The 17,967-nt window shown below is 66.1% G+C and carries 16 protein-coding genes; 13 read left to right on the top strand and 3 right to left on the bottom strand.

The window, feature by feature from the left end; genetic code table 11:
• The first annotated feature begins 26 nt into the window (after window positions 1-26).
• The 9 genes from rimP (at window position 27) to MHY23_RS05780 (ending at window position 9,357) form a co-directional block, all read left to right on the top strand.
• On the top strand, window positions 27-578 hold the full coding sequence (gene rimP / locus MHY23_RS05820; RefSeq protein WP_181888631.1) for a ribosome maturation factor RimP: 552 nt from the start codon (window positions 27-29) through the stop codon (window positions 576-578).
• On the top strand, window positions 575-1,594 hold the full coding sequence (gene nusA, locus MHY23_RS05815) for a transcription termination factor NusA (RefSeq protein WP_181888630.1): 1,020 nt from the start codon (window positions 575-577) through the stop codon (window positions 1,592-1,594). Before rimP ends, nusA begins: the two co-directional genes overlap by 4 nt.
• A gap of 131 nt (window positions 1,595-1,725) precedes the next feature.
• Window positions 1,726-2,058, top strand: a complete 333-nt coding sequence (locus MHY23_RS05810; RefSeq protein WP_181888629.1) for a YlxR family protein — start codon at window positions 1,726-1,728, stop codon at window positions 2,056-2,058.
• Window positions 2,059-2,163: 105 nt separating this feature from the next.
• Window positions 2,164-5,025: a translation initiation factor IF-2 gene (infB, locus tag MHY23_RS05805; RefSeq protein WP_181888628.1), complete on the top strand. Its 2,862-nt coding sequence runs from the start codon at window positions 2,164-2,166 to the stop codon at window positions 5,023-5,025.
• Window positions 5,026-5,142: 117 nt separating this feature from the next.
• The gene (rbfA, locus tag MHY23_RS05800; protein ID WP_181888627.1) at window positions 5,143-5,583 is read left to right on the top strand and encodes a 30S ribosome-binding factor RbfA; all 441 of its coding nucleotides are present in this window, start codon (window positions 5,143-5,145) and stop codon (window positions 5,581-5,583) included.
• A complete protein-coding gene (locus MHY23_RS05795) occupies window positions 5,576-6,568 on the top strand; it encodes a bifunctional oligoribonuclease/PAP phosphatase NrnA (protein WP_239306781.1) in 993 nt (330 codons plus the stop codon). Before rbfA ends, MHY23_RS05795 begins: the two co-directional genes overlap by 8 nt.
• A gap of 25 nt (window positions 6,569-6,593) precedes the next feature.
• Window positions 6,594-7,898, top strand: a complete 1,305-nt coding sequence (locus tag MHY23_RS05790) for an MATE family efflux transporter (RefSeq protein ID WP_304504233.1) — start codon at window positions 6,594-6,596, stop codon at window positions 7,896-7,898.
• Window positions 7,895-8,695, top strand: coding sequence for a metallophosphoesterase (locus MHY23_RS05785; RefSeq protein ID WP_239306779.1), 801 nt, complete (start codon window positions 7,895-7,897; stop codon window positions 8,693-8,695). Before MHY23_RS05790 ends, MHY23_RS05785 begins: the two co-directional genes overlap by 4 nt.
• Window positions 8,695-9,357: a 4'-phosphopantetheinyl transferase gene (locus tag MHY23_RS05780; protein ID WP_239306814.1), complete on the top strand. Its 663-nt coding sequence runs from the start codon at window positions 8,695-8,697 to the stop codon at window positions 9,355-9,357. Before MHY23_RS05785 ends, MHY23_RS05780 begins: the two co-directional genes overlap by 1 nt.
• A gap of 41 nt (window positions 9,358-9,398) precedes the next feature.
• Here the strand turns inward: MHY23_RS05780 and truB are convergent, their stop codons facing one another.
• The gene (gene truB / locus MHY23_RS05775) at window positions 9,399-10,292 is read right to left on the bottom strand and encodes a tRNA pseudouridine(55) synthase TruB (protein WP_239306778.1); all 894 of its coding nucleotides are present in this window, start codon (window positions 10,290-10,292) and stop codon (window positions 9,399-9,401) included.
• Window positions 10,293-10,323: 31 nt separating this feature from the next.
• On the opposite strand from truB, the gene MHY23_RS05770 reads away from it, so the two are divergent.
• The 4 genes from MHY23_RS05770 (at window position 10,324) to MHY23_RS05755 (ending at window position 15,046) form a co-directional block, all read left to right on the top strand.
• Window positions 10,324-11,295, top strand: a complete 972-nt coding sequence (locus MHY23_RS05770) for a bifunctional riboflavin kinase/FAD synthetase (RefSeq protein ID WP_239306777.1) — start codon at window positions 10,324-10,326, stop codon at window positions 11,293-11,295.
• Window positions 11,296-12,246: a nucleoside hydrolase gene (locus MHY23_RS05765; protein WP_239306776.1), complete on the top strand. Its 951-nt coding sequence runs from the start codon at window positions 11,296-11,298 to the stop codon at window positions 12,244-12,246.
• Window positions 12,247-12,349: 103 nt separating this feature from the next.
• The gene (gene rpsO, locus MHY23_RS05760; protein ID WP_070474158.1) at window positions 12,350-12,619 is read left to right on the top strand and encodes a 30S ribosomal protein S15; all 270 of its coding nucleotides are present in this window, start codon (window positions 12,350-12,352) and stop codon (window positions 12,617-12,619) included.
• Between the two features lie 138 nt (window positions 12,620-12,757).
• Window positions 12,758-15,046, top strand: a complete 2,289-nt coding sequence (locus tag MHY23_RS05755) for a polyribonucleotide nucleotidyltransferase (RefSeq protein ID WP_239306775.1) — start codon at window positions 12,758-12,760, stop codon at window positions 15,044-15,046.
• Between the two features lie 75 nt (window positions 15,047-15,121).
• Here MHY23_RS05755 and MHY23_RS05750 read toward each other — a convergent pair whose 3' ends face one another.
• Together MHY23_RS05750 and MHY23_RS05745 are read right to left on the bottom strand one after the other, a co-directional pair.
• Window positions 15,122-16,705 carry a succinic semialdehyde dehydrogenase gene (locus MHY23_RS05750; RefSeq protein WP_239306774.1) on the bottom strand — a complete coding sequence of 528 codons (1,584 nt, stop codon included), beginning with the start codon at window positions 16,703-16,705 and terminating at the stop codon, window positions 15,122-15,124.
• 102 nt (window positions 16,706-16,807) lie between these two features.
• Window positions 16,808-17,869, bottom strand: a complete 1,062-nt coding sequence (locus MHY23_RS05745) for an oxygenase MpaB family protein (protein WP_239306773.1) — start codon at window positions 17,867-17,869, stop codon at window positions 16,808-16,810.
• Between the last annotated feature and the right edge of the window lie 98 nt (window positions 17,870-17,967).

Genomic DNA, 17,967 nt, shown 5'->3' with positions numbered 1-17,967 from the left:
GCACGTTACACGCTAGGTTGGTCGGCATGGCTTTTCCCACGAACGAGGTAATCGAGCGCATGGTTGAACCGGTTGCGCGCACCTACGGCATGGACATTGAGAAGATCCGCACGGTCAAGGCGGGCAAGAAATCGCAGGTGGTCATCGCGCTGGATTCGGACGAGCACCCGACGCTCGACGACCTCGAGGAGGTGTCCAAGGAGCTCTCTACGCTTTTCGACGACGCCGAGGAACGTGGTGAGGTCAGCTTCGGCGCGGGCTACACCCTGGAGCTGACCACCCCGGGCGTGGACCTGCCGTTGACCGAGGCGCGGCACTTCCGCCGCAACCGTGGACGCAAGGTCAAGGTGGGCGGGGAGCAGTGGCGCGTGGGCCCGCTCGACGCGGAGGAGAACAAGGTGGCGCTGGTGCGTGCGACGAAAAAGGGGGAGGAGGTTCGCGTTTCGCCAGTTTCTGAATTGTCGGGAGCAGTGGTAGAAATTGAGTTCAATGCCCCGCCGGCAGCCGAGATGGAGCTGGCGGATCGGGCGTTTGAAGATCTTGATGCCGCTGCAACGGTGAGGAAGGAAAACAAGTGAATATTGACTTGAACGCGCTGAAGGCGATCGAGGAACAGCAGGGGATCGCCATGGAGGATTTGCTGGCGACCATCGCGAATGCGCTGCTGTTTTCCTACCGCGAGTTCAAGGAGGGGGACGCCGGTGCCAAGGGGGATGACGGCACCAAGGCGCGCGTCGACATCGACACTGAAACCGGCGACGTCGCCGTCATCGTCAGCGAGCTGGACGGCGAGGGGGAGGTCGTCTCCGAGTACGACGACACTCCGGTGAACTTTTCCCGCATCGGCTCCGTCGCTGTGCGCGACGCCATCAAGGGCCGTCTGCGCCAGGCGGAAGCCGGCCGCGTCTACGACGAGTACTCCGGGTTCGAGGGCCAGGTGGTCTCGGGCATCGTGCAGCGTGACGCGCAGGCGGAGGCCCGCGGCCTGAACATCGTCCAGCTTGGCACCGAGGCGGACCCGCAGGACGGCATCCTGCTGCCGGCGGAGAAGATCCCGGGCGAAAAGCTCAAGCACGGCGACCGCATCAAGGCGTACGTCGTGGGCGTGAACAAGGGCGACAAGCGCGTGCAGGTGAACCTGTCGCGCACCCACCCGGAGCTGGTGCGCGGCTTGTTCGCGCTCGAAGTGCCGGAGGTCGCAGACGGCTCCGTGGAAATCGTCGGTATCGCCCGCGAGGCTGGCCACCGCTCCAAGGTGGCGGTGCGCGCCACCGTCAAGGGCGTCAACGCCAAGGGCGCCTGCATCGGCCCGCGCGGCGCGCGCGTCACCAACATCATGTCCGAACTCGGAGGCGAGAAGATCGACATCATCGACTGGGACGAGGACCCCGCCAAGTACGTGGGCAACTCCCTGGCCCCGTCGAAGGTGGTTTCCGTCGAGGTGCTGGACCTTGAGGCGCAGGCGGCCCGCGTGACTGTGCCGGATTACCAGCTGTCGCTGGCCATCGGCAAGGAAGGCCAGAATGCCCGGCTCGCGGCTCGTCTGACGGGCTGGAAGATCGACATCCGCTCCGACGCTGACGCGGCCGAGTAAATAACACCGCTGTAACCAGGAAACCCGCTGGAAATATAGATCCAGCGGGTTTTGGCGTACAGTGTTATACGGCTTTTGTGTCCGCACGTTCAGGTGCGGCGACGATAAACGCGAGAAAGGACGGGACGCGGATGGGTGTTGCCCGCAAGCAGCCGATCCGCACCCGAACCTGCATCGCCACCCGCACCGCGCAGCCCGATACCCAGCTGCTGCGGGTCGTCGCCGATCCGGACGTGCCAGGGCGGGTGCTCGCAGACCCGGGCAGGAAACTTCCTGGCCGGGGAGCGTGGATCACGCCCTCGTTGGACGCGGTCGAGCTGGCGGAACAACGCCGTGCCTTCGGGCGGGCGCTCCGTCTGTCCACTGCGGTGGACCTAGGTCATGTACGTACGTACCTTGCGTCGTCGCAAAGCAACTGCGACGAAGTAAAAGACCCAGACGAAAAAGGAAAGACTGAACACTGATGAGTACGCAACCATGAAGCAGCATCAGCGATGAATGTCACTGACCACGTCTAGGGGCAAGTAGCCGGAAGGGCACTGCTCCTAGCAACAACGAAGAGGAGATACGTGTCCGGAAAGCTACGCGTTCACGAGTTGGCCAAACAGCTCGGCGTAACAAGTAAGGAACTGCTCGCCACGCTCAAGGAGCAGGGTGAGTTTGTGAAGACGGCGTCGTCGACAATCGAGCCGCCCGTCGTGAAGAAGATGAAGGCGCACTACGCCAAGCAGGCCGGCGGCGATGATGCTGCCGACACGAAGAAGGCTGAGTCTGCGCCGAAGAAGCCGCCGCTGAAGAAGCCGGGCCAGAACCGCGCGAAGGCTGCGGCGCCGAAGCCTGCCTCCCCGAAGCCGGCGGGCGAGAAGCCAGCCAAGCCGGCGGAGAGCAAGCCGGCTGCGGCGAAGCCGGTTCCGGGCGCCCCGAAGCCGGGCGCAGCGAAGCCAGCGGGCGGCGAGCCGGCACCGAAGCCGGGCGCAGCAAAGCCCGGTGCGCCGAAGCCGGGTGCCGCGAAGCCCGGTGCGCCGAAGCCGGGTGCCGCGAAGCCTGGTGCGCCGAAGCCGGGCGCAGCAAAGCCCGGTGCCGCGAAGCCCGGTGCCGCGAAGCCTGGCGCGCCGAAGCCGGCCGCGAAGGGCGGCGCTCCGACGCCGGGCGCGATGCCGCGTCCGGTGCCGAAGCCGGGCCGTCCGCGTGTGGCAAACAACCCGTTCTCTTCCAACACCGGCGGTGGCCAGCGTCCGCCGCGTCCGGGTGGCGGGCGTTCGGGTGGCGGCCGTCCCGGCCAGGGTGGTCCGCGTCCCGGCGGCGCTCGTCAGGGTGGCGGCTCTCGTCCGTCCCCGGCTGATATGCCGGCAGGTCCGTCCCCGACACAGATGCCGTCCAAGGCGGCCGCTCCAGGCGGTCGCGGCCGTGGTGGCGGCGGTGGCCGTGGCCGTGGTGGCGGACCGGGCGGTCCCCGCTTCGGCGGACCGGGCGGCGGCGGTTTCCGCGGTCGCGGCGGACGCCGCGGCGGCACCGCTGGTGCATTTGGCCGTCCCGGTGGTGCACCGGGCAAGCGCCGCAAGTCCAAGGGCCAGAAGAGGGCCGAGTACGAGGAGATGCACAAGCCGAACGTCATCGGTGGCGTTCGTCTGCCTGACGGCGGCGGCAAGACCGTCCGCCTGCGTCAGGGTGCGACCCTGTCTGACTTGGCGGAGAAGATCAACACCGATGCGTCTTCGCTCGTGCAGGCGCTGTTTAACCTCGGCGAGATGGTGACGGCGACGCAGTCCGTGTCCGAGGACACGCTGCAGCTGCTCGGCGCCGAGATCAACTACGAGGTGCAGATCGTCTCGCCTGAGGACGAGGACCGCGAGCTGCTCGAGTCCTTCGACCTGCAGTTCGGCGAGGACGAAGGCGGCGAAGAGGCGCTGGAGCAGCGCCCGCCAGTGGTCTCCGTCATGGGCCACGTCGACCACGGTAAGACCCGTCTTTTGGACTCGATCCGCAACGCCAATGTGGGCCGCGGCGAGGCCGGCGGTATTACCCAGGGCATCGGCGCGTACCAGACCGAGGTCACCCTCGAGGACCAGCCGCGCAAGATTACGTTCCTGGACACCCCGGGCCACGAGGCGTTCACCGCCATGCGTGCCCGCGGTGCGAAGTCCACCGACCTGGCCATTTTGGTCGTGGCGGCGGATGACGGCGTGATGCCGCAGACCGTCGAGGCGATCAACCACGCCAAGGCGGCCGAGCTGCCGATCGTGGTCGCCGTGAACAAGGTGGATAAGCCGGAGGCGCAGCCGGACAAGATCCGTGGCCAGCTCACCGAGTACGGCCTCGTGCCGGAGGAGTACGGCGGCGACACCATGTTCATCGACATCTCCGCGAAGCAGGGCACCGGCATCGACGACCTGCTGGAGGCCGTCCTGCTCACCGCCGACGCGGCGCTCGAGCTGACGGCGAACCCGGACATGGACGCCCAGGGTGTGGCCATCGAGTCCCACCTGGACCGCGGCCGCGGCCCGGTGTCCACCGTCATCGTGCAGCGCGGCACGCTGCGCGTCGGCGACTCCATCGTCGTCGGCGGCAACTTCGGCCGCGTGCGCCGCATGGTCGACGAGTGGGGCAACGACGTCGAAGAGGCGGGCCCGTCCCGCCCGGTGCAGGTCCAGGGCCTCAACGGTGTCCCGGGCCCGGGCGACAACTTGCTCGTGGTGGACGACGACCGCGTGGCGCGCCAGATTGCGGCGCAGCGCGACGCCCGCCACCGTGCGGCGATCCAGGCGCGCAGCAAGAAGCGCGTCTCCCTGGAGAACCTGGATCAGGCGCTCAAGGAGACGAGCCAGCTCAACCTCATCCTCAAGGGCGACAACGCCGGTTCGGTGGAGGCCCTGGAAGAGGCGCTACTCAAGATCGAGATCGACGACGAGGTCGAGGTCAACATCATCGACCGCGGCGTCGGCGCCGTGACCCAGACCAACGTCTCCCTCGCGGCGGCGTCGGACGCTGTCATCATCGGCTTCAACGTCCGCGCCGACGGCAAGGCCACCGAGGAAGCCAACGCCGAGGGCGTGGAGATCCGCTACTACTCGGTGATCTACCAGGCCATCGAGGACGTGGAGAACGCGCTCAAGGGCATGCTCAAGCCCATCTACGAGGAGCGCGATCTGGGCGAGGCGGAGATCCGCCAGATCTTCAAGGCCTCCTCCGTCGGCCTCATCGCCGGCTGCATGGTCACCGAGGGCAAGGTCAAGCGCGGCGCGAAGCTGCGCCTGGTCCGCGACGGCAACGTCATCACTCCGGACGCGACCATCGAGTCGCTGCGCCGCGAGAAGGACGACGCCAACGAGGTGGCGAAGGGCTACGAGTGCGGCATGGTGCTGTCCTACCCGGACATCCAGGTGGGCGACATCATCCAGACCTACGAGATGGTCGAGGTGCCGCGCGACTAGCACTGCCGCGTGACAACCGTCGCAAAGCAATTGCTTTACGACGCCAACCCCCGCTCCGCGCGAACCCGCGCAGGGCGGGGGTTACACTATTGAAAGTTTCGGACAAAGGAGTTGAGCATGGCTGACAACCCACGCGCGCAGCGCCTGGCAAAGCAGATTCAGACGATCGTCGCTTCCGCCATCGAGCGAGAGGTGAAAGATCCCCGCTTGGAGCTGGTCACCGTCACCGACACCCGCGTCACCGGCGACCTGCATGACGCAACCGTGTACTACACCGTGCGCGGACGCGACATCAACGACGAGCCCGACTACGACCAGGCGGCAGAGGCGCTGCACCGCGCCCGCGGGCAGATCCGCAAGATCGTGGGCGACCAGCTCAGCGTGCGCTTCACCCCGACGATCGCCTTTGAGCGTGACACTGTGCCTGAGTCGTCCGCCCACATGGAGGAGCTGCTCAACCGCGCCCGCGCCCGCGATGAGGAGCTGGCGAAGCTGCGCGCGAACGCCAAGCCGGCGGGTGAGAGCGACCCCTACAAGCGCACAGGTGACGATGTCTAAGCAGGCACCGGTATACATTCCGGAGGCGGCGGCGCAGTTTGAGGCCGCCGCCTCCCGTGTGCGCGCAGCCGAGAAGATCTCGGTGGTCGCGCATATCAAGCCGGACGCGGACGCGATCGGCTCCGCGTGCGCGCTGGCGTTCGGGCTGGAGAAGCTGGGCAAGGACGTGCAGGTCTACATCGGCCAGCCTCTGCCGCACTCGGCGAACATGCGCACCATCCCGGGCGTGGGCCGCATCCACTATGGGGCACCGCTGCCTGACGACGGGCTCGTGGTCACCGTGGACTGCGCCTCTGCCGACCGCACCGGCTCACTCATGCCGGCGATTTTGGAGGACCCCTCGCGGGTCATCGTGATCGACCACCACAACACCAACCCCGGCTTCGGCGGGATGAACCTGATTGTGGAGAGCGAATCCACCACCGTGATGGTCCGCGAGCTGCTGGGCTGCCTCGGCGTGGACTTGGACCCAGACATTGCCTACTGCCTGTACGCCGGCCTGGTCACGGACACGGGCAGCTTCCGCTGGGGCACGCCCCGCATGCACGTCTTCGCCGCGGAGCTGATGGAGTACGGGCTGAACACCCGCCAGATTGCCCTCGACCTGATGGACACGATGGGCCCTGTGGACTTGCAGCTGATGGGCGAGGTGCTGGCCAAGACCCAGATCGTGCCCACGAAGGGCCTGTCCGTTGCGGTGCTGACCATCCCGGTGGGCATCCACTCGCGGATGAGCCAGACGGCGGTGGAGTCGATCATCGACTACTCCCGCTCGCTGGAAGGCACCGATGTCGGCGTTGTGCTCAAGGAGCAGGCGCCGAAATACTGGGCGATGTCGCTGCGCTCGGTGGTGGTGGATGTCTCCGCCGTCGCGCAACAGCTGGGCGGCGGCGGCCACTGGGCCGCGGCCGGCTACTCCGCCACCGGCACCCGCAACGAGGTCATACGCCAGCTTCTCGACGCGTTCCCGGAGCCCGATGACTAACTCGCAACCAGCAACACAACGTTCAATGGGCCGCGATATCCTCATGCTCGCCCTCCCCGCGCTCGGCGTCCTGGCCGCCAACCCGCTGTACCTGCTTCTGGACACCGCGGTGGTGGGCCGGCTGGGCACCGCCGAGCTCGCGGCACTTGCAGCGGGTGCGGCGATTCAGTCCACGGTGACCACCCAGCTGACGTTTTTGTCCTACGGCACCACTGCGCGCAGCTCGCGCTTCTTCGGCGCCGGCCGGCGAGACAAGGCTGTCGCAGAGGGGGTGCAGGCCACGTGGGTGGCCTTGGGCGTCGGCACGCTGCTGGCGCTCATTGTGGGGCTGTTCGCGCAGCCTCTCGCCCAAGCGCTCGCCAGCGATTACGACACGAGTCTGCGGTCGGCCCAGTGGATGCGCGTGGCTGTTTTTGCGGTGCCGATGACACTGATGATCATGGCCGGAAACGGCTGGATGCGCGGCGTGCAAAACACCAAGCTGCCGTTTTACCTCACCCTGTGCGGGCTGGTCCCCGGCGCCATTTTGCTGCCGATCCTGGTGGGGCGCTACGGGCTGATCGGCTCGGCGGTCTCCAACGTGATCGGCATGGGGATCACCGCAACGCTGTTCGTGGCCGTGCTGGTGCGCGAGAACGGCAGGTACGGCGGTAGCTGGGCGCCGCGTTGGGGCGTGATCAAACGCCAGCTCGTGCTGGGCCGCGACCTGATTTTGCGCTCGCTGTCGTTCCAGGTCTCGCTCCTCGCGGCCGCGTCGGTGGCCGGCCGGATCGGGGTGGTGGCGCTGGCGGCGCACCAGCTCATGCTGCAGCTGTGGAACTTCCTCACGCTCGTGCTGGACTCGCTGGCGATTGCGGCGCAGACACTGACCGGTTCCGCGCTGGGCCGCGGGGGAGCGAAAGAGGCCCGCGCCGTGGGGGTGCAGGCGCTGAAGTACTCCATGATCTTCGCGGTGGCGCTGTCCGCCGTGTTCGCGGTGTTCGCTGTGCCGATCCAGAGCATCTTCACGTCGGACCCGGATGTCGTCGACACGCTGCGGGTTCCCTGGTTCCTGCTCATCGGGATGATCCTGGTCGGCGGGGCGGTCTTCGCCCTCGACGGCGTGCTGCTCGGCGCCGCCGACGCAGCGTTTCTGCGCAACCTCACACTGTTCTCGCTATTGGGGGTGGCGCTGCCGATCATCCTGGCCTCCGGGGCGTTCGGCTGGGGGCTTACCGGCATCTGGGTCGGGCAGCTGGGCCAGGTAGTGGCGCGGTTGATTGGCGTGGCGTGGAGATTCCGCTCAATGCGATGGGCCGTGTCTGGCGTGGATGGTAAGAATGAGGAATGACCACCACGCTCTGGGCCGTAAGCGACCTGCACGCGGCGGTGAAGCGCAACGGCCCGAAAATCGATGCCATCCAGCCGGCCGACCCGTCGGACTGGCTCATTGTCGCGGGTGACGTAGCCGAGCGCCCGGAGCTGATCGTCCAGGTGATGGAAGATCTTGCCAACCGCTTCGACACGGTGGTGTGGGTGCCCGGCAACCACGAGCTGTTCTGCCGCTCCGCGGACAGGCACCGCGGGCGCGAGAAGTACACGATGCTGGTGCAGGCCATGCGCTCGATCGGCGTGATCACCCCGGAGGACCGCTACCCAGTCTTCGGCGGAGTGACCGTCTGCCCGCTGTTCACCCTCTACGACTACTCGTTCCGCGCCCGCAACCTCACCGTCGAGGAGGCGCTCGCCGCGGCCCACGAAAACAACGTGGTGATGACCGACGAGGTCGCCATCGCCCCCTTCGTGGACATCCGCGCCTGGTGCTGGGACCGCCTGGCCTACACCACCAAACGGCTGTCCCGCATCAACGGCCCGACGATCCTGATCAACCACTGGCCCCTGGTACAGGAACCGGTGCAGCGCATGCAGTGGTCCGACATCGCCCTGTGGTGCGGCACCCGGCACACGCGAACCTGGGCCCAGCGCTACAACGCGCAAGCCGTCGTGTACGGTCACCTGCACATGCCGGGGGTGACAACTGTCGACGGAATCGAGCACATCGAAGCGTCTCTCGGCTATCCGCGCGAATGGGAGCGTCACCCGTCCGCGCAGCCGTTCCCGTACCCGGTCATGGAGGTTGAGCAGTGATGCAAGACGTTGCGCTGTTCCCTCCCGAGGCACGCTGCGTGTTCTACCTGACCGACGACGCATCCGACGCCGTGGACCTGACCCGCTACGAGCACCTGCACCCCGACGAGCGCAAGGAAGTCAGCGCCGCCGTGGACCTGCGCAAAGGCGAGTTCGGCGACGCCCGCTGGTGTGCCCACCAGGCCCTGCGCGAACTCGGCGTGGAATCGGCCGGCGCCATCCTGCGGGGGGAGCGGGGCATGCCGCTGTGGCCGGAGGGTTTCACCGGCTCGCTCACGCATACCGACGGGCTGCGCGCCGCCGTGGCCGCCTCCACCAGGCACGTGCACTCAATGGGCTTGGACGCGGAACCCGCCGAGCCGCTTCCGGAGGGGGTGCTGCACTCCATCGCCAGCGCAACCGAGATCGCGATGGTGCAGCGGCTGCAGGCCGACGGCTACCCGTGGGCGGACCGCCTCCTGTTTTGCGCGAAGGAAGCCACCTACAAGTGCTGGTACCCGATGACCCGGCGCTGGCTGGACTTTGACGAAGCCGAAATCGAGCTGCGCACCGACGGGACGTTCACCTCCCAGCTTTTGGCCCGCCCCGCCCCGGTGCCGCTGTTCGAGGGCCGCTGGGTCGAGCGCTGCGGCTACGTGGTCACGGCCACCTACGTGCGGTAGCGCGGGCGCGGCGACGGCGACCGCAGCCCAACCAACACCGTCTACAGCGTCGACGGGCGCGCCACGAACACCGTGGCCAGCCGCTTGCCTTTCTCCTTCACCAGCGCTACCGCGCGCCCGTCCGGGCCCACCGCCGCGTGGACGCCTTCCAGCCCGCGCGGCTCCAGCCATTTGCCCATGGCCAGGGCGTCGTATTCCTCGGCAGTCACGTCGAGCACCGGCCACGCCCGCGTCAAGGCCTCGTCCAGGCTCAGGGACAGCTCGGCGGAGTCCTCGAGCTGTTCGAGGGTGCGTGCGTCGGTGAGGGAGAAGGAGCCGACGCGTGAGCGTCGTAAGGCAATCAAATGCCCCCCGACACCGAGGGCGGCGCCGAGGTCGCGCCCGAGCGAGCGGATGTAGGTGCCGGAGGAGCAGTGCACGCGCGCGTCGACGTCCACGTAATCGCCGCCGCGTCGGATCTCGCCCAACTCAAACGCGTGGATGGTCACCTCGCGGGCGGGGATGTCCACCTCCTCGCCGGCGCGGACCAGCTCGTGCGCGCGCCGCCCGCCGATCTTGATCGCGGACACCTTCGACGGCACCTGCATGATCGTGCCGGTCAGCTTCGCCACCCCGGCGCGGATCGCCTCATCGGTCACACCGGAGGCTTCATGCTTGTCGACGATCTCGCCCTCGGCATCATCCGTCGTCGTCGAGGCACCCAGGCGGATGGTGGTTTCGTACACCTTGTCCTCTGCCACCAGGTGGGCCAGAAGCTTCGTCCCGCGCTCGATGCCAGCGACGAGCACGCCGGTTGCCATGGGGTCGAGCGTGCCTGCGTGGCCGACTTTGCGGGTGCCGAATAAACGGCGCAGGCGGGCGACAACGTCGTGGCTGGTCATGCCAGCGGGCTTGTCCACGACGACGATTCCGGAGGTTGCGAGGGGATCGTTCATGCTTCCGAAGTATGCCGTACGCTAAGTCCCCGTGGATATTCTGCGCGGGCTTTCGAGCGTGCCGGATTCCTTCGCGGAAGCCGGCACGGTGGTCACTATCGGTGTGTTCGACGGGGTGCACCGTGGCCATCAGCTGCTCATTTCCAAAGCGGTGGACACCGCGCGCGAGCTGGGGGTGCCGTGCGTGGTGATGACCTTCGACCCGCACCCCGTGACCATTTTCGCCCCGGAACGTGCTCCGCGGGCGCTGATGCCTCTCGACGAGCGCGCCCGCCACATCGCCGACCTCGGCGTGGATGCGCTGCTGGTCATCGACTTCCGCGAGGAACTCGCAGGCCTGACGCCCGCGGAGTACATGGACGACGTGCTGGTTTCCGCCCTGGGCGCGAAGCACGTGCTGGTGGGGGAGAACTTCACCTTCGGCCGCGACGCCGCCGGCACCGCAACCGACATGGCGCAGCTGGGGGAGCGCGCGGGCGTGGACGTGACCATCGTCAAGCTGCTGGGCGAGGGCGAGGTGCGGATTTGCTCCACCGCCATCCGCGACCACCTCTCCGGCGGCGACGTTGCCCTGGCCACCGACTTTATGGGCCGGCCCTTTTCCGTCATCGCGCCGATTGAGCGCGGTGCGGGCCGCGGCGGCAAGGAGCTGGGCTACCCGACGGCGAACCAGTACGCCTCCGACACCTCGGCGGTGCCCGCGGACGGCGTGTACGCGGGGTGGCTGACCATCATCGACGACGGCGAGATCGACGGCGACATGCAACCCGGCGTGCGCTACCCGGCGGCCATTTCCGTGGGCACCAACCCCACGTTCGGGGATGCGCGGCGCAGCGTGGAGTCCTTCGTGCTGGACCGCGACGCGGACCTGTACGGCCGGATGGCGCGTGTGGAGTTCGTGGGCAAAGTGCGCGACATGGTGAAGTTCAACTCGGTGGACGAGTTGCTGGATAACATGGCCCGTGACGTGGAAACGACCCGCGAGATCTTAGGAGTGGCGTAAATGGCCCGAAAGCTCATTCTGGACGTGGACACCGGCATCGACGACGCGTTGGCTATCGCGTACGCGCTTGCCTCGCCGGAGTTGGACCTCATCGGGGTAACGTGCACGTACGGCAATGTCGAAGTTGATCAGGCGGTGCGAAACTCGCTGGCCATCCTGGAACTGTTCGGTAGGACGGACGTTCCGGTGTACGCAGGTCCCCAGCGGGAGGACTTCGAAGTCATGGAGATTTCCCAGTTCATCCACGGAGTCAACGGCATCGGGGAAGCGAAGCTTTACGACGCCTCACGTGCGGCCGAGCAGCAGTCCGCCGTCGATTTCATGGTGCAGTCTGTGCACCGGTACGGCGACGACCTGGTTATCGTCCCCGTCGGGCCGCTCACGACGGTGGCTGCCGCGGCTGAGGCCGACGAAAACTTCGCCTCGCGCGCGCACATTGTGTGTATGGGCGGTGCGCTGACAGTGCCGGGCAACGTCACCCCGTGCGCGGAGGCGAACATCAACCAGGACCCGGAGGCGGCCGACTTTGTGTTCCGCCAGGGCGAGGACATCACCATGATCGGCCTGGATGTCACCCTGCAAACGTTGCTGACCACGGTGGAGACGAAGCAGTGGGGGGATCTGGGCACTGCCGGGGGAGACTTCCTCGCTACGGCTACTAACTACTACATCAAGGCCTACGAGACCACGGCACCGCACCTCGGCGGATGCGGGCTCCACGACCCGCTGGCTGTCGCGGTGGCCGCGGATCCTTCCCTGGTGGACACGCTGGCCATCAATTTGAAGGTGGACACGGAGGGCGAAACGCGCGGGCGCACCATCGGCGACGAGACGTGCCTGAACGACCCGGTGAAGTCCGCCCGCGTGGCCGTGGGGGTGGACGTGGAGCGCTTCTTAGAGGAGTTCATGCGCCGGCTGACCGGTTTGGCCCGCGAGACCCCGGTCGTGTAACCTCTCCCAAGGTCTTGCGCCATTTGACTGTGGTTCGCGGCAGTTGCGGCGCAGCGAAGACTTTTTCCGTAGAACGCGAACTGAAACAACCAAGGAGTACCTCATGGCGCTGTCCACTGAGAAGAAGGCTGAGATCCTCAAGGCTTACGGCCTGCACGAGACCGACACCGGTTCCCCGGAGGCCCAGGTTGCGCTGCTGACCGAGCGCATCAACAACCTGACCGAGCACCTCAAGGACCACCAGCACGACCACCACTCCCGTCGTGGCCTGCTGCTGCTCGTCGGCCGTCGTCGCGGTCTGCTGAAGTACCTGCGCGAGAACAACGTCGAGCGCTACCGTGACCTGATCGGTCGCCTGGGTCTGCGCCGCTAAGCGTCGCTAAGCTTCAGCTCAAAAGAACGCCTCACCAGCACGGTGGGGCGTTTTTTGTTATCATCATTGGCCGTTGCATGAGAAACACGACAAGGCGGCACCGATGATCGCCACAAACCTTCAAGGAGAGGGATCCTTTTGAGCAACTTCAAGCCAAAGAATGCTTTCGATGTCCACGTGGACGAGGAATTTGGCATCACCGAGGCAGTAGCGACCCTGGACAACGGCGACTTCGGTTCGCGCACCATCCGCTTTGAAACCGGCCAGCTGGCCCGCCAGGCGGACGGATCCGTCACCACCTACCTCGACGACGAGACGATGATGCTGGCCACCACGACCGCATCCAACCAGCCGCGCGAGGGCTTCGACTTCTTCCCGCTGACCGTGGACGTGGAAGAGCGCATGTACGCGGCCGGCAAGATCCCGGGCTCCTTCTTCCGCCGCGAGGGCCGTCCCTCCACCCAGGCGATCCTGGCGTGCCGCCTGATCGACCGCCCGCTGCGCCCGACCTTTGTCAAGGGCCTGCGCAATGAGGTGCAGGTGGTCATCACCGTGCTTTCGCAGCACCCGGAGGAGTACTACGACGTCGTGGCAATCAACGGCGCGTCCGCTGCGACCCAGCTGTCGGGTCTGCCGGTTTCCGGTCCGGTCGGCGGCGTGCGCATGGCGCTGCTGGCGGACGACAAGCACCCGGAGGGCCAGTGGGTGGCCTTCCCGAACCACGAGCAGCACGAGCGCTGCCTGTTCGAGATGGTTGTCGCCGGCCGCATGGTCGAGCGCAAGCGCGGCCGTAAGACCGAGGAAGACGTCGCCATCATGATGGTGGAGGCTGGCGCCGGCGTGAACGTGGTCAAGCAGATTGAGGCCGGCTACCCGGCACCGACCGAGTCCACCGTCGCCGAGGGCATCGAGGCCGCCAAGCCGTTCATTGAGACGCTGTGCCGCGCCCAGCGCGGCCTGGCCGAGGAGATGGCCAAGGAGACCAAGGAGTTCCAGCTCTTCCCGGCGTACTCCGACAAGGTCTTCAACGCCGTGGAGAAGAAGGCGTCTAAGAAGCTGGCCAAGCTTTTGACCATCAAGGGCAAGGCCGAGCGCGACGAGGCCACCAACGAGTACATGGAAGACATCGAGGACAGCCTTCTCGATGACTTCGACATCGACGACGATGATCGTGAGGAGCACGCGGCGGCGTCGAAGGAGATCCGCGCGGCCTACAACGCGCTGATGAAGCAGATCGTGCGCGAGAAGATCCTCACCGAGGGTTTCCGCATCGACGGCCGCGGCGTGACCGACATCCGCGACCTTGAGGTCGAGGTCCAGCTCATCCCGCGCGCCCACGGCTCCGCACTGTTCGAGCGCGGCGAGACCCAGATTCTCGGCGTGACCACCCTGGACATGCTGAAGATGGAGCAGCACCTGGATTCGCTGCACCCGGAGGATTCCAAGCGCTACATCCACCACTACAACTTCCCGCCGTACTCCACCGGTGAGACCGGCCGCGTCGGTTCCCCGAAGCGCCGCGAGATCGGCCACGGCGCGCTCGCCGAGCGTGCGCTTTTGCCGGTGATCCCGTCGCGCGAGGACTTCCCGTACACCATCCGCCAGGTTTCCGAGGCGCTGGGTTCCAACGGCTCGACTTCCATGGGTTCGGTGTGCGCCTCCACGCTGTCGCTGTACAACGCGGGCGTGCCGCTGGCCGCCCCGGTGGCTGGCATCGCCATGGGCCTGGTCTCCGGCGAGGTCAACGGCGAGACCGAGTACGTCGCGCTGACCGACATTCTGGGCGCAGAGGACGCTTTTGGCGACATGGACTTCAAGGTCGCCGGCACCCGCGAGTTCATCACTGCGCTGCAGCTGGACACCAAGCTCGACGGCATCCCGTCGAAGGTGCTGGCTGACGCGTTGAACCAGGCGCACGACGCGCGCGACGCCATCCTGGACACCATGGCCGAGGTCATCGAGGGCCCGGACGAGATGAGCGGGCTCGCCCCGAAGATCACCACCGTCAAGGTTCCCGTGGCCAAGATCGGCGAGGTCATCGGCCCGAAGGGCAAGACCATCAACCAGATCACCGAGGACACCGGCGCGGAGATCTCCATCGAGGACGACGGCACGGTGTTCGTCTCCGCCGCTTCCGGCGAGGCAGCGGACGCCGCGATTGAGAAGATCAACGCGATTGCCAATCCGCAGATGCCGAAGGTGGGCGAGCGCTACCTGGGCACCGTGGTCAAGACCGTGGCGTTCGGTGCGTTCGTGTCCATCATGCCGGGCACCGACGGCCTGATTCACATCTCCAACCTGGGCGGCAACACCCGCGTGGAAAACGTCGAGGACGTCATCAACGTCGGCGACAAGGTCGAGGTGGAGATCCGCGACATCGACAACCGCGGCAAGATCTCGTTGGTTCCGGTCGAGGACGGCGAGTAAACCGACAGGTAATCGTCGAAAAGCGAGCGCTCTCGTGGTGAGGGCGCCCGCTTTCTTGCTTCTCGACGTTTCACGTCACGGCAAGAACCGCAACTTCTTGCCCAGATCCAGCGCAGTGGTCATGAGCTCGCCGTAGTACTTGCGCGGCATCTGCTTCGGGCCACGCATGGACATAATCCGCTGCTGGGAGATGTTCTTGACCTCGGTGTACTTGGTCAGGCCCTCGGGGCCGTGGCGGCGGGCCACGCCCGACTCCTTCACGCCGCCGAGCGGGGTGGACACGGATGCCCAGGTGGCCGCGTAGCCGTCGTTGATGGTCACGCCGCCGGCCTGCACCTGCTCGGCGATCTCCCAGGCTGTGTCGGGAGCGCCGAACACGGAGGCGTTGAGGCCGTAGCTGGTGTTGTTGGCTAGGCGGATCGCCTCGTCGGTGTCCGCCACCCGCTGGACGTAGACGACCGGGCCGAAGACCTCCTGGGTGAGCAGGTCGGCGCCTTCGGGCACGTCTGTTAGCACCGTCGGTTCGAAGAAGAACGGCCCAAGGTCCGGTCGGGGTGTGCCGCCGGTGACGACGGTCGCGCCCTTGGCCACGGCGTCATCGACGAACCGTTGCACGGTCTCCAACTGGTTCTGGTTGATCAGCGAGCCCATCTGGTAGTTCCAGTTCAAGCCCGAACCCAGTTTGATGCGTTTGGTGGCCTCGCGGAACGCGCCGATGAAGCGGTCGAAGACCTCGTCGGGCACGTAGATGCGCTCGATGGAGACGCACAACTGGCCGGAGTTGGAGAAGCAGGCGGTGGCGATGGTGTCGATGTGGGCTTCGATGTCCGCATCTGGCGCGATGATCATCGGGTTCTTGCCGCCGAGCTCCGCGGAGTAGCCCACGAGGCGTTCGCCGACAACCTTGCCCAAAAGCTTGCCGGTGGCGGTGGAGCCGGTGAACATGAGGTAGTCGCACTGCTGGGCGATTGCCTGGCCCACCTCGCGGCCGGTGCCTGTGACGATCTGGAACACGTCGTGCGGAAGGCCGGCGTTGAGTAGGAGGTTCAGCGAGATGATGTTGGAAAACGGGGTGTTCAGGTCCGGCTTGGCAATCACGGCATTGCCCGCGACGAGCGCCGCGAGCGCATCTGAGATGCCGAGCGCGAGCGGGTAATTCCACGGGCTGATCTGCCCGACGATACCCTTCGGCACCCGCTGCTCGACGGTTTTTGTGATGAGGGGAAATGCGCCCGGTCGCGCCTTCATCTCTAGTTCGTCGGCGGCGATGTTGGCGTAGTAGCGGGCGTTGTTCATCACGTCCAGCACTTCGTCGTAAGCCGCGGTGCGGTCCTTGCCGGTTTCAAGCTGGACGATGTCCGCGAGCAGCTCACGGTTTTCCTTGACCAGGTCGTGGAAGCGTTCCAGCAAAGCGGCGCGGTATTTCACTGGCTTCGCGGCCCACAACGGCTGCGCGCGGCGGGCGAGCTTGAACGCCTCGTCCACGTCGGCGGCGGTGCCGACACCGACCCAGCCAAGCTCACCGTCGAAGAACGGGGAGGTGACCGATTTACGCTCGCCTGTGTACAGGGAGCCGGTCGTCGCGTTGGTGGTGAATTTCTGCAGCCGGTCGAGGAAGTCCGCGGGGAGCGGTTGTTCTTTCAAGCGGGTGATAGCCATGAGGTCTCCGTAACAATGGTTGAACGAGAAGAACACCCCAGCACCGGAGGCGCCTGCGAAGTGGAGGGACAGGGCCTGCGGTCCTGGGGCGGATGAGAACGGTTAGAAGGGGCAACCGGCGGCGCGGCGACCGTCTGCGTCGCCGTCCTTCGGTGCGTCCTTGGGCGCGGTGTCCGCGTCGTTGCCGCCGTTGCCGTGGTACGCGTCGGCAAGCTTCGGTTCCTTGTACTTGCCTTCGATCATCCCCGCCTTGATCATCATGGAGCGACCCGGCTCCATGTAGCGCTTGTCTTCCGGCAGGATGGTGAACAGCTTCTTCACCGCCTTGGCGATGCGGTCGAACCGGCGCTGGTCCTTCTTGGTCCATGGCAGGTCCAGGATCTCGCGCTGCTTATCGCTCAGCGTGCCGTAGGTCAGCCAGATGACGCTGTTCATGAGCGGCTTCCAAATGACCTTCCACACCGCCTCAGGCACGCCGTCCGGAGCCTTGACCGGCTCCACGCGGGCGGTGCGCAAGGCGAAGTCGACCGTTTCGTTGCGCTCGAGGACCTTTTCCTCCATCTCCTCGAAGTACTTGATGTAGCCGTCGAGGGTGTCGATCACCGGGCGCTCGGACATGCCGTACATGTCCCACCACGTCACGCCCTCCTGGATGATCTGCTCCTTCTCCGCGCGGGTGAAGGGGGTGCCGAAAAGTTCCTGCGCCCAAATGACGCGCCAGACGAAGGTGGCGTGCGCCCACCAGTACACGTCCGGGTTCAGCGAGTGGTAACGCTCGCCGTTGCGGAGCTTGCCCTTGATGGTGTGGTGGTAATCGCGGATCATCTTGGCGCGGGTGCCGTCATCGTAGATGGAGTAAATGATCTGCGGGGTGGAGCGCTCAAGGCGCGCAAAGGGCTCTTCGAAGAACTTGGAGTGATCCAGCAGCGACTGGCCGATTGCCGGGTGCATGTTCTGCAACACGCCGGTGTAGCCGCGCAGGAGCTGCAGACGCTGGTCCGAGCCCCACTTCCACAGCAAGGAATCCGGGCCGAGCGGCGCTCGCTTCAGTTCGCGCTTTGCGCGCTCCGGCTTTTCCAGATTGTCCGGCTGCGCGAAGCGGGTGTCCTCTGCGGATTCGTTCGTGCGGGCGTCTGCTCCATCAGGTGCAAGTGCGTGAGACATCAGCGATCTTCCTTTTCTCTGTGGGCTGCTAGGGACAAGTTCGCGTGTGTTTGTGAAGTGTAATACACGCAAATAGTCACTGCGAAGTGGGTCACGGG

This window comes from Corynebacterium sp. ACRQP, assembly GCF_022345915.1.
Taxonomy (GTDB): Bacteria; Actinomycetota; Actinomycetes; order Mycobacteriales; family Mycobacteriaceae; genus Corynebacterium; species Corynebacterium lehmanniae.
The sequence above is the reverse complement of the archived record's forward strand: the minus strand, read 5'-3'. Positions and strand labels throughout refer to the sequence as shown.

Coding starts and splice junctions, on each gene's coding strand:
- rimP (WP_181888631.1), top strand. CDS start 27: ATGGCTTTTCCCACGAACGAGGTAATCGAGCGCATGGTTGAACCGGTT.
- MHY23_RS05810 (WP_181888629.1), top strand. CDS start 1,726: ATGGGTGTTGCCCGCAAGCAGCCGATCCGCACCCGAACCTGCATCGCC.
- rbfA (WP_181888627.1), top strand. CDS start 5,143: ATGGCTGACAACCCACGCGCGCAGCGCCTGGCAAAGCAGATTCAGACG.
- MHY23_RS05795 (WP_239306781.1), top strand. CDS start 5,576: ATGTCTAAGCAGGCACCGGTATACATTCCGGAGGCGGCGGCGCAGTTT.
- MHY23_RS05790 (WP_304504233.1), top strand. CDS start 6,594: ATGGGCCGCGATATCCTCATGCTCGCCCTCCCCGCGCTCGGCGTCCTG.
- MHY23_RS05785 (WP_239306779.1), top strand. CDS start 7,895: ATGACCACCACGCTCTGGGCCGTAAGCGACCTGCACGCGGCGGTGAAG.
- MHY23_RS05780 (WP_239306814.1), top strand. CDS start 8,695: ATGCAAGACGTTGCGCTGTTCCCTCCCGAGGCACGCTGCGTGTTCTAC.
- truB (WP_239306778.1), bottom strand. CDS start 10,292: ATGAACGATCCCCTCGCAACCTCCGGAATCGTCGTCGTGGACAAGCCC.
- MHY23_RS05765 (WP_239306776.1), top strand. CDS start 11,296: ATGGCCCGAAAGCTCATTCTGGACGTGGACACCGGCATCGACGACGCG.
- rpsO (WP_070474158.1), top strand. CDS start 12,350: ATGGCGCTGTCCACTGAGAAGAAGGCTGAGATCCTCAAGGCTTACGGC.
- MHY23_RS05750 (WP_239306774.1), bottom strand. CDS start 16,705: ATGGCTATCACCCGCTTGAAAGAACAACCGCTCCCCGCGGACTTCCTC.
- MHY23_RS05745 (WP_239306773.1), bottom strand. CDS start 17,869: ATGTCTCACGCACTTGCACCTGATGGAGCAGACGCCCGCACGAACGAA.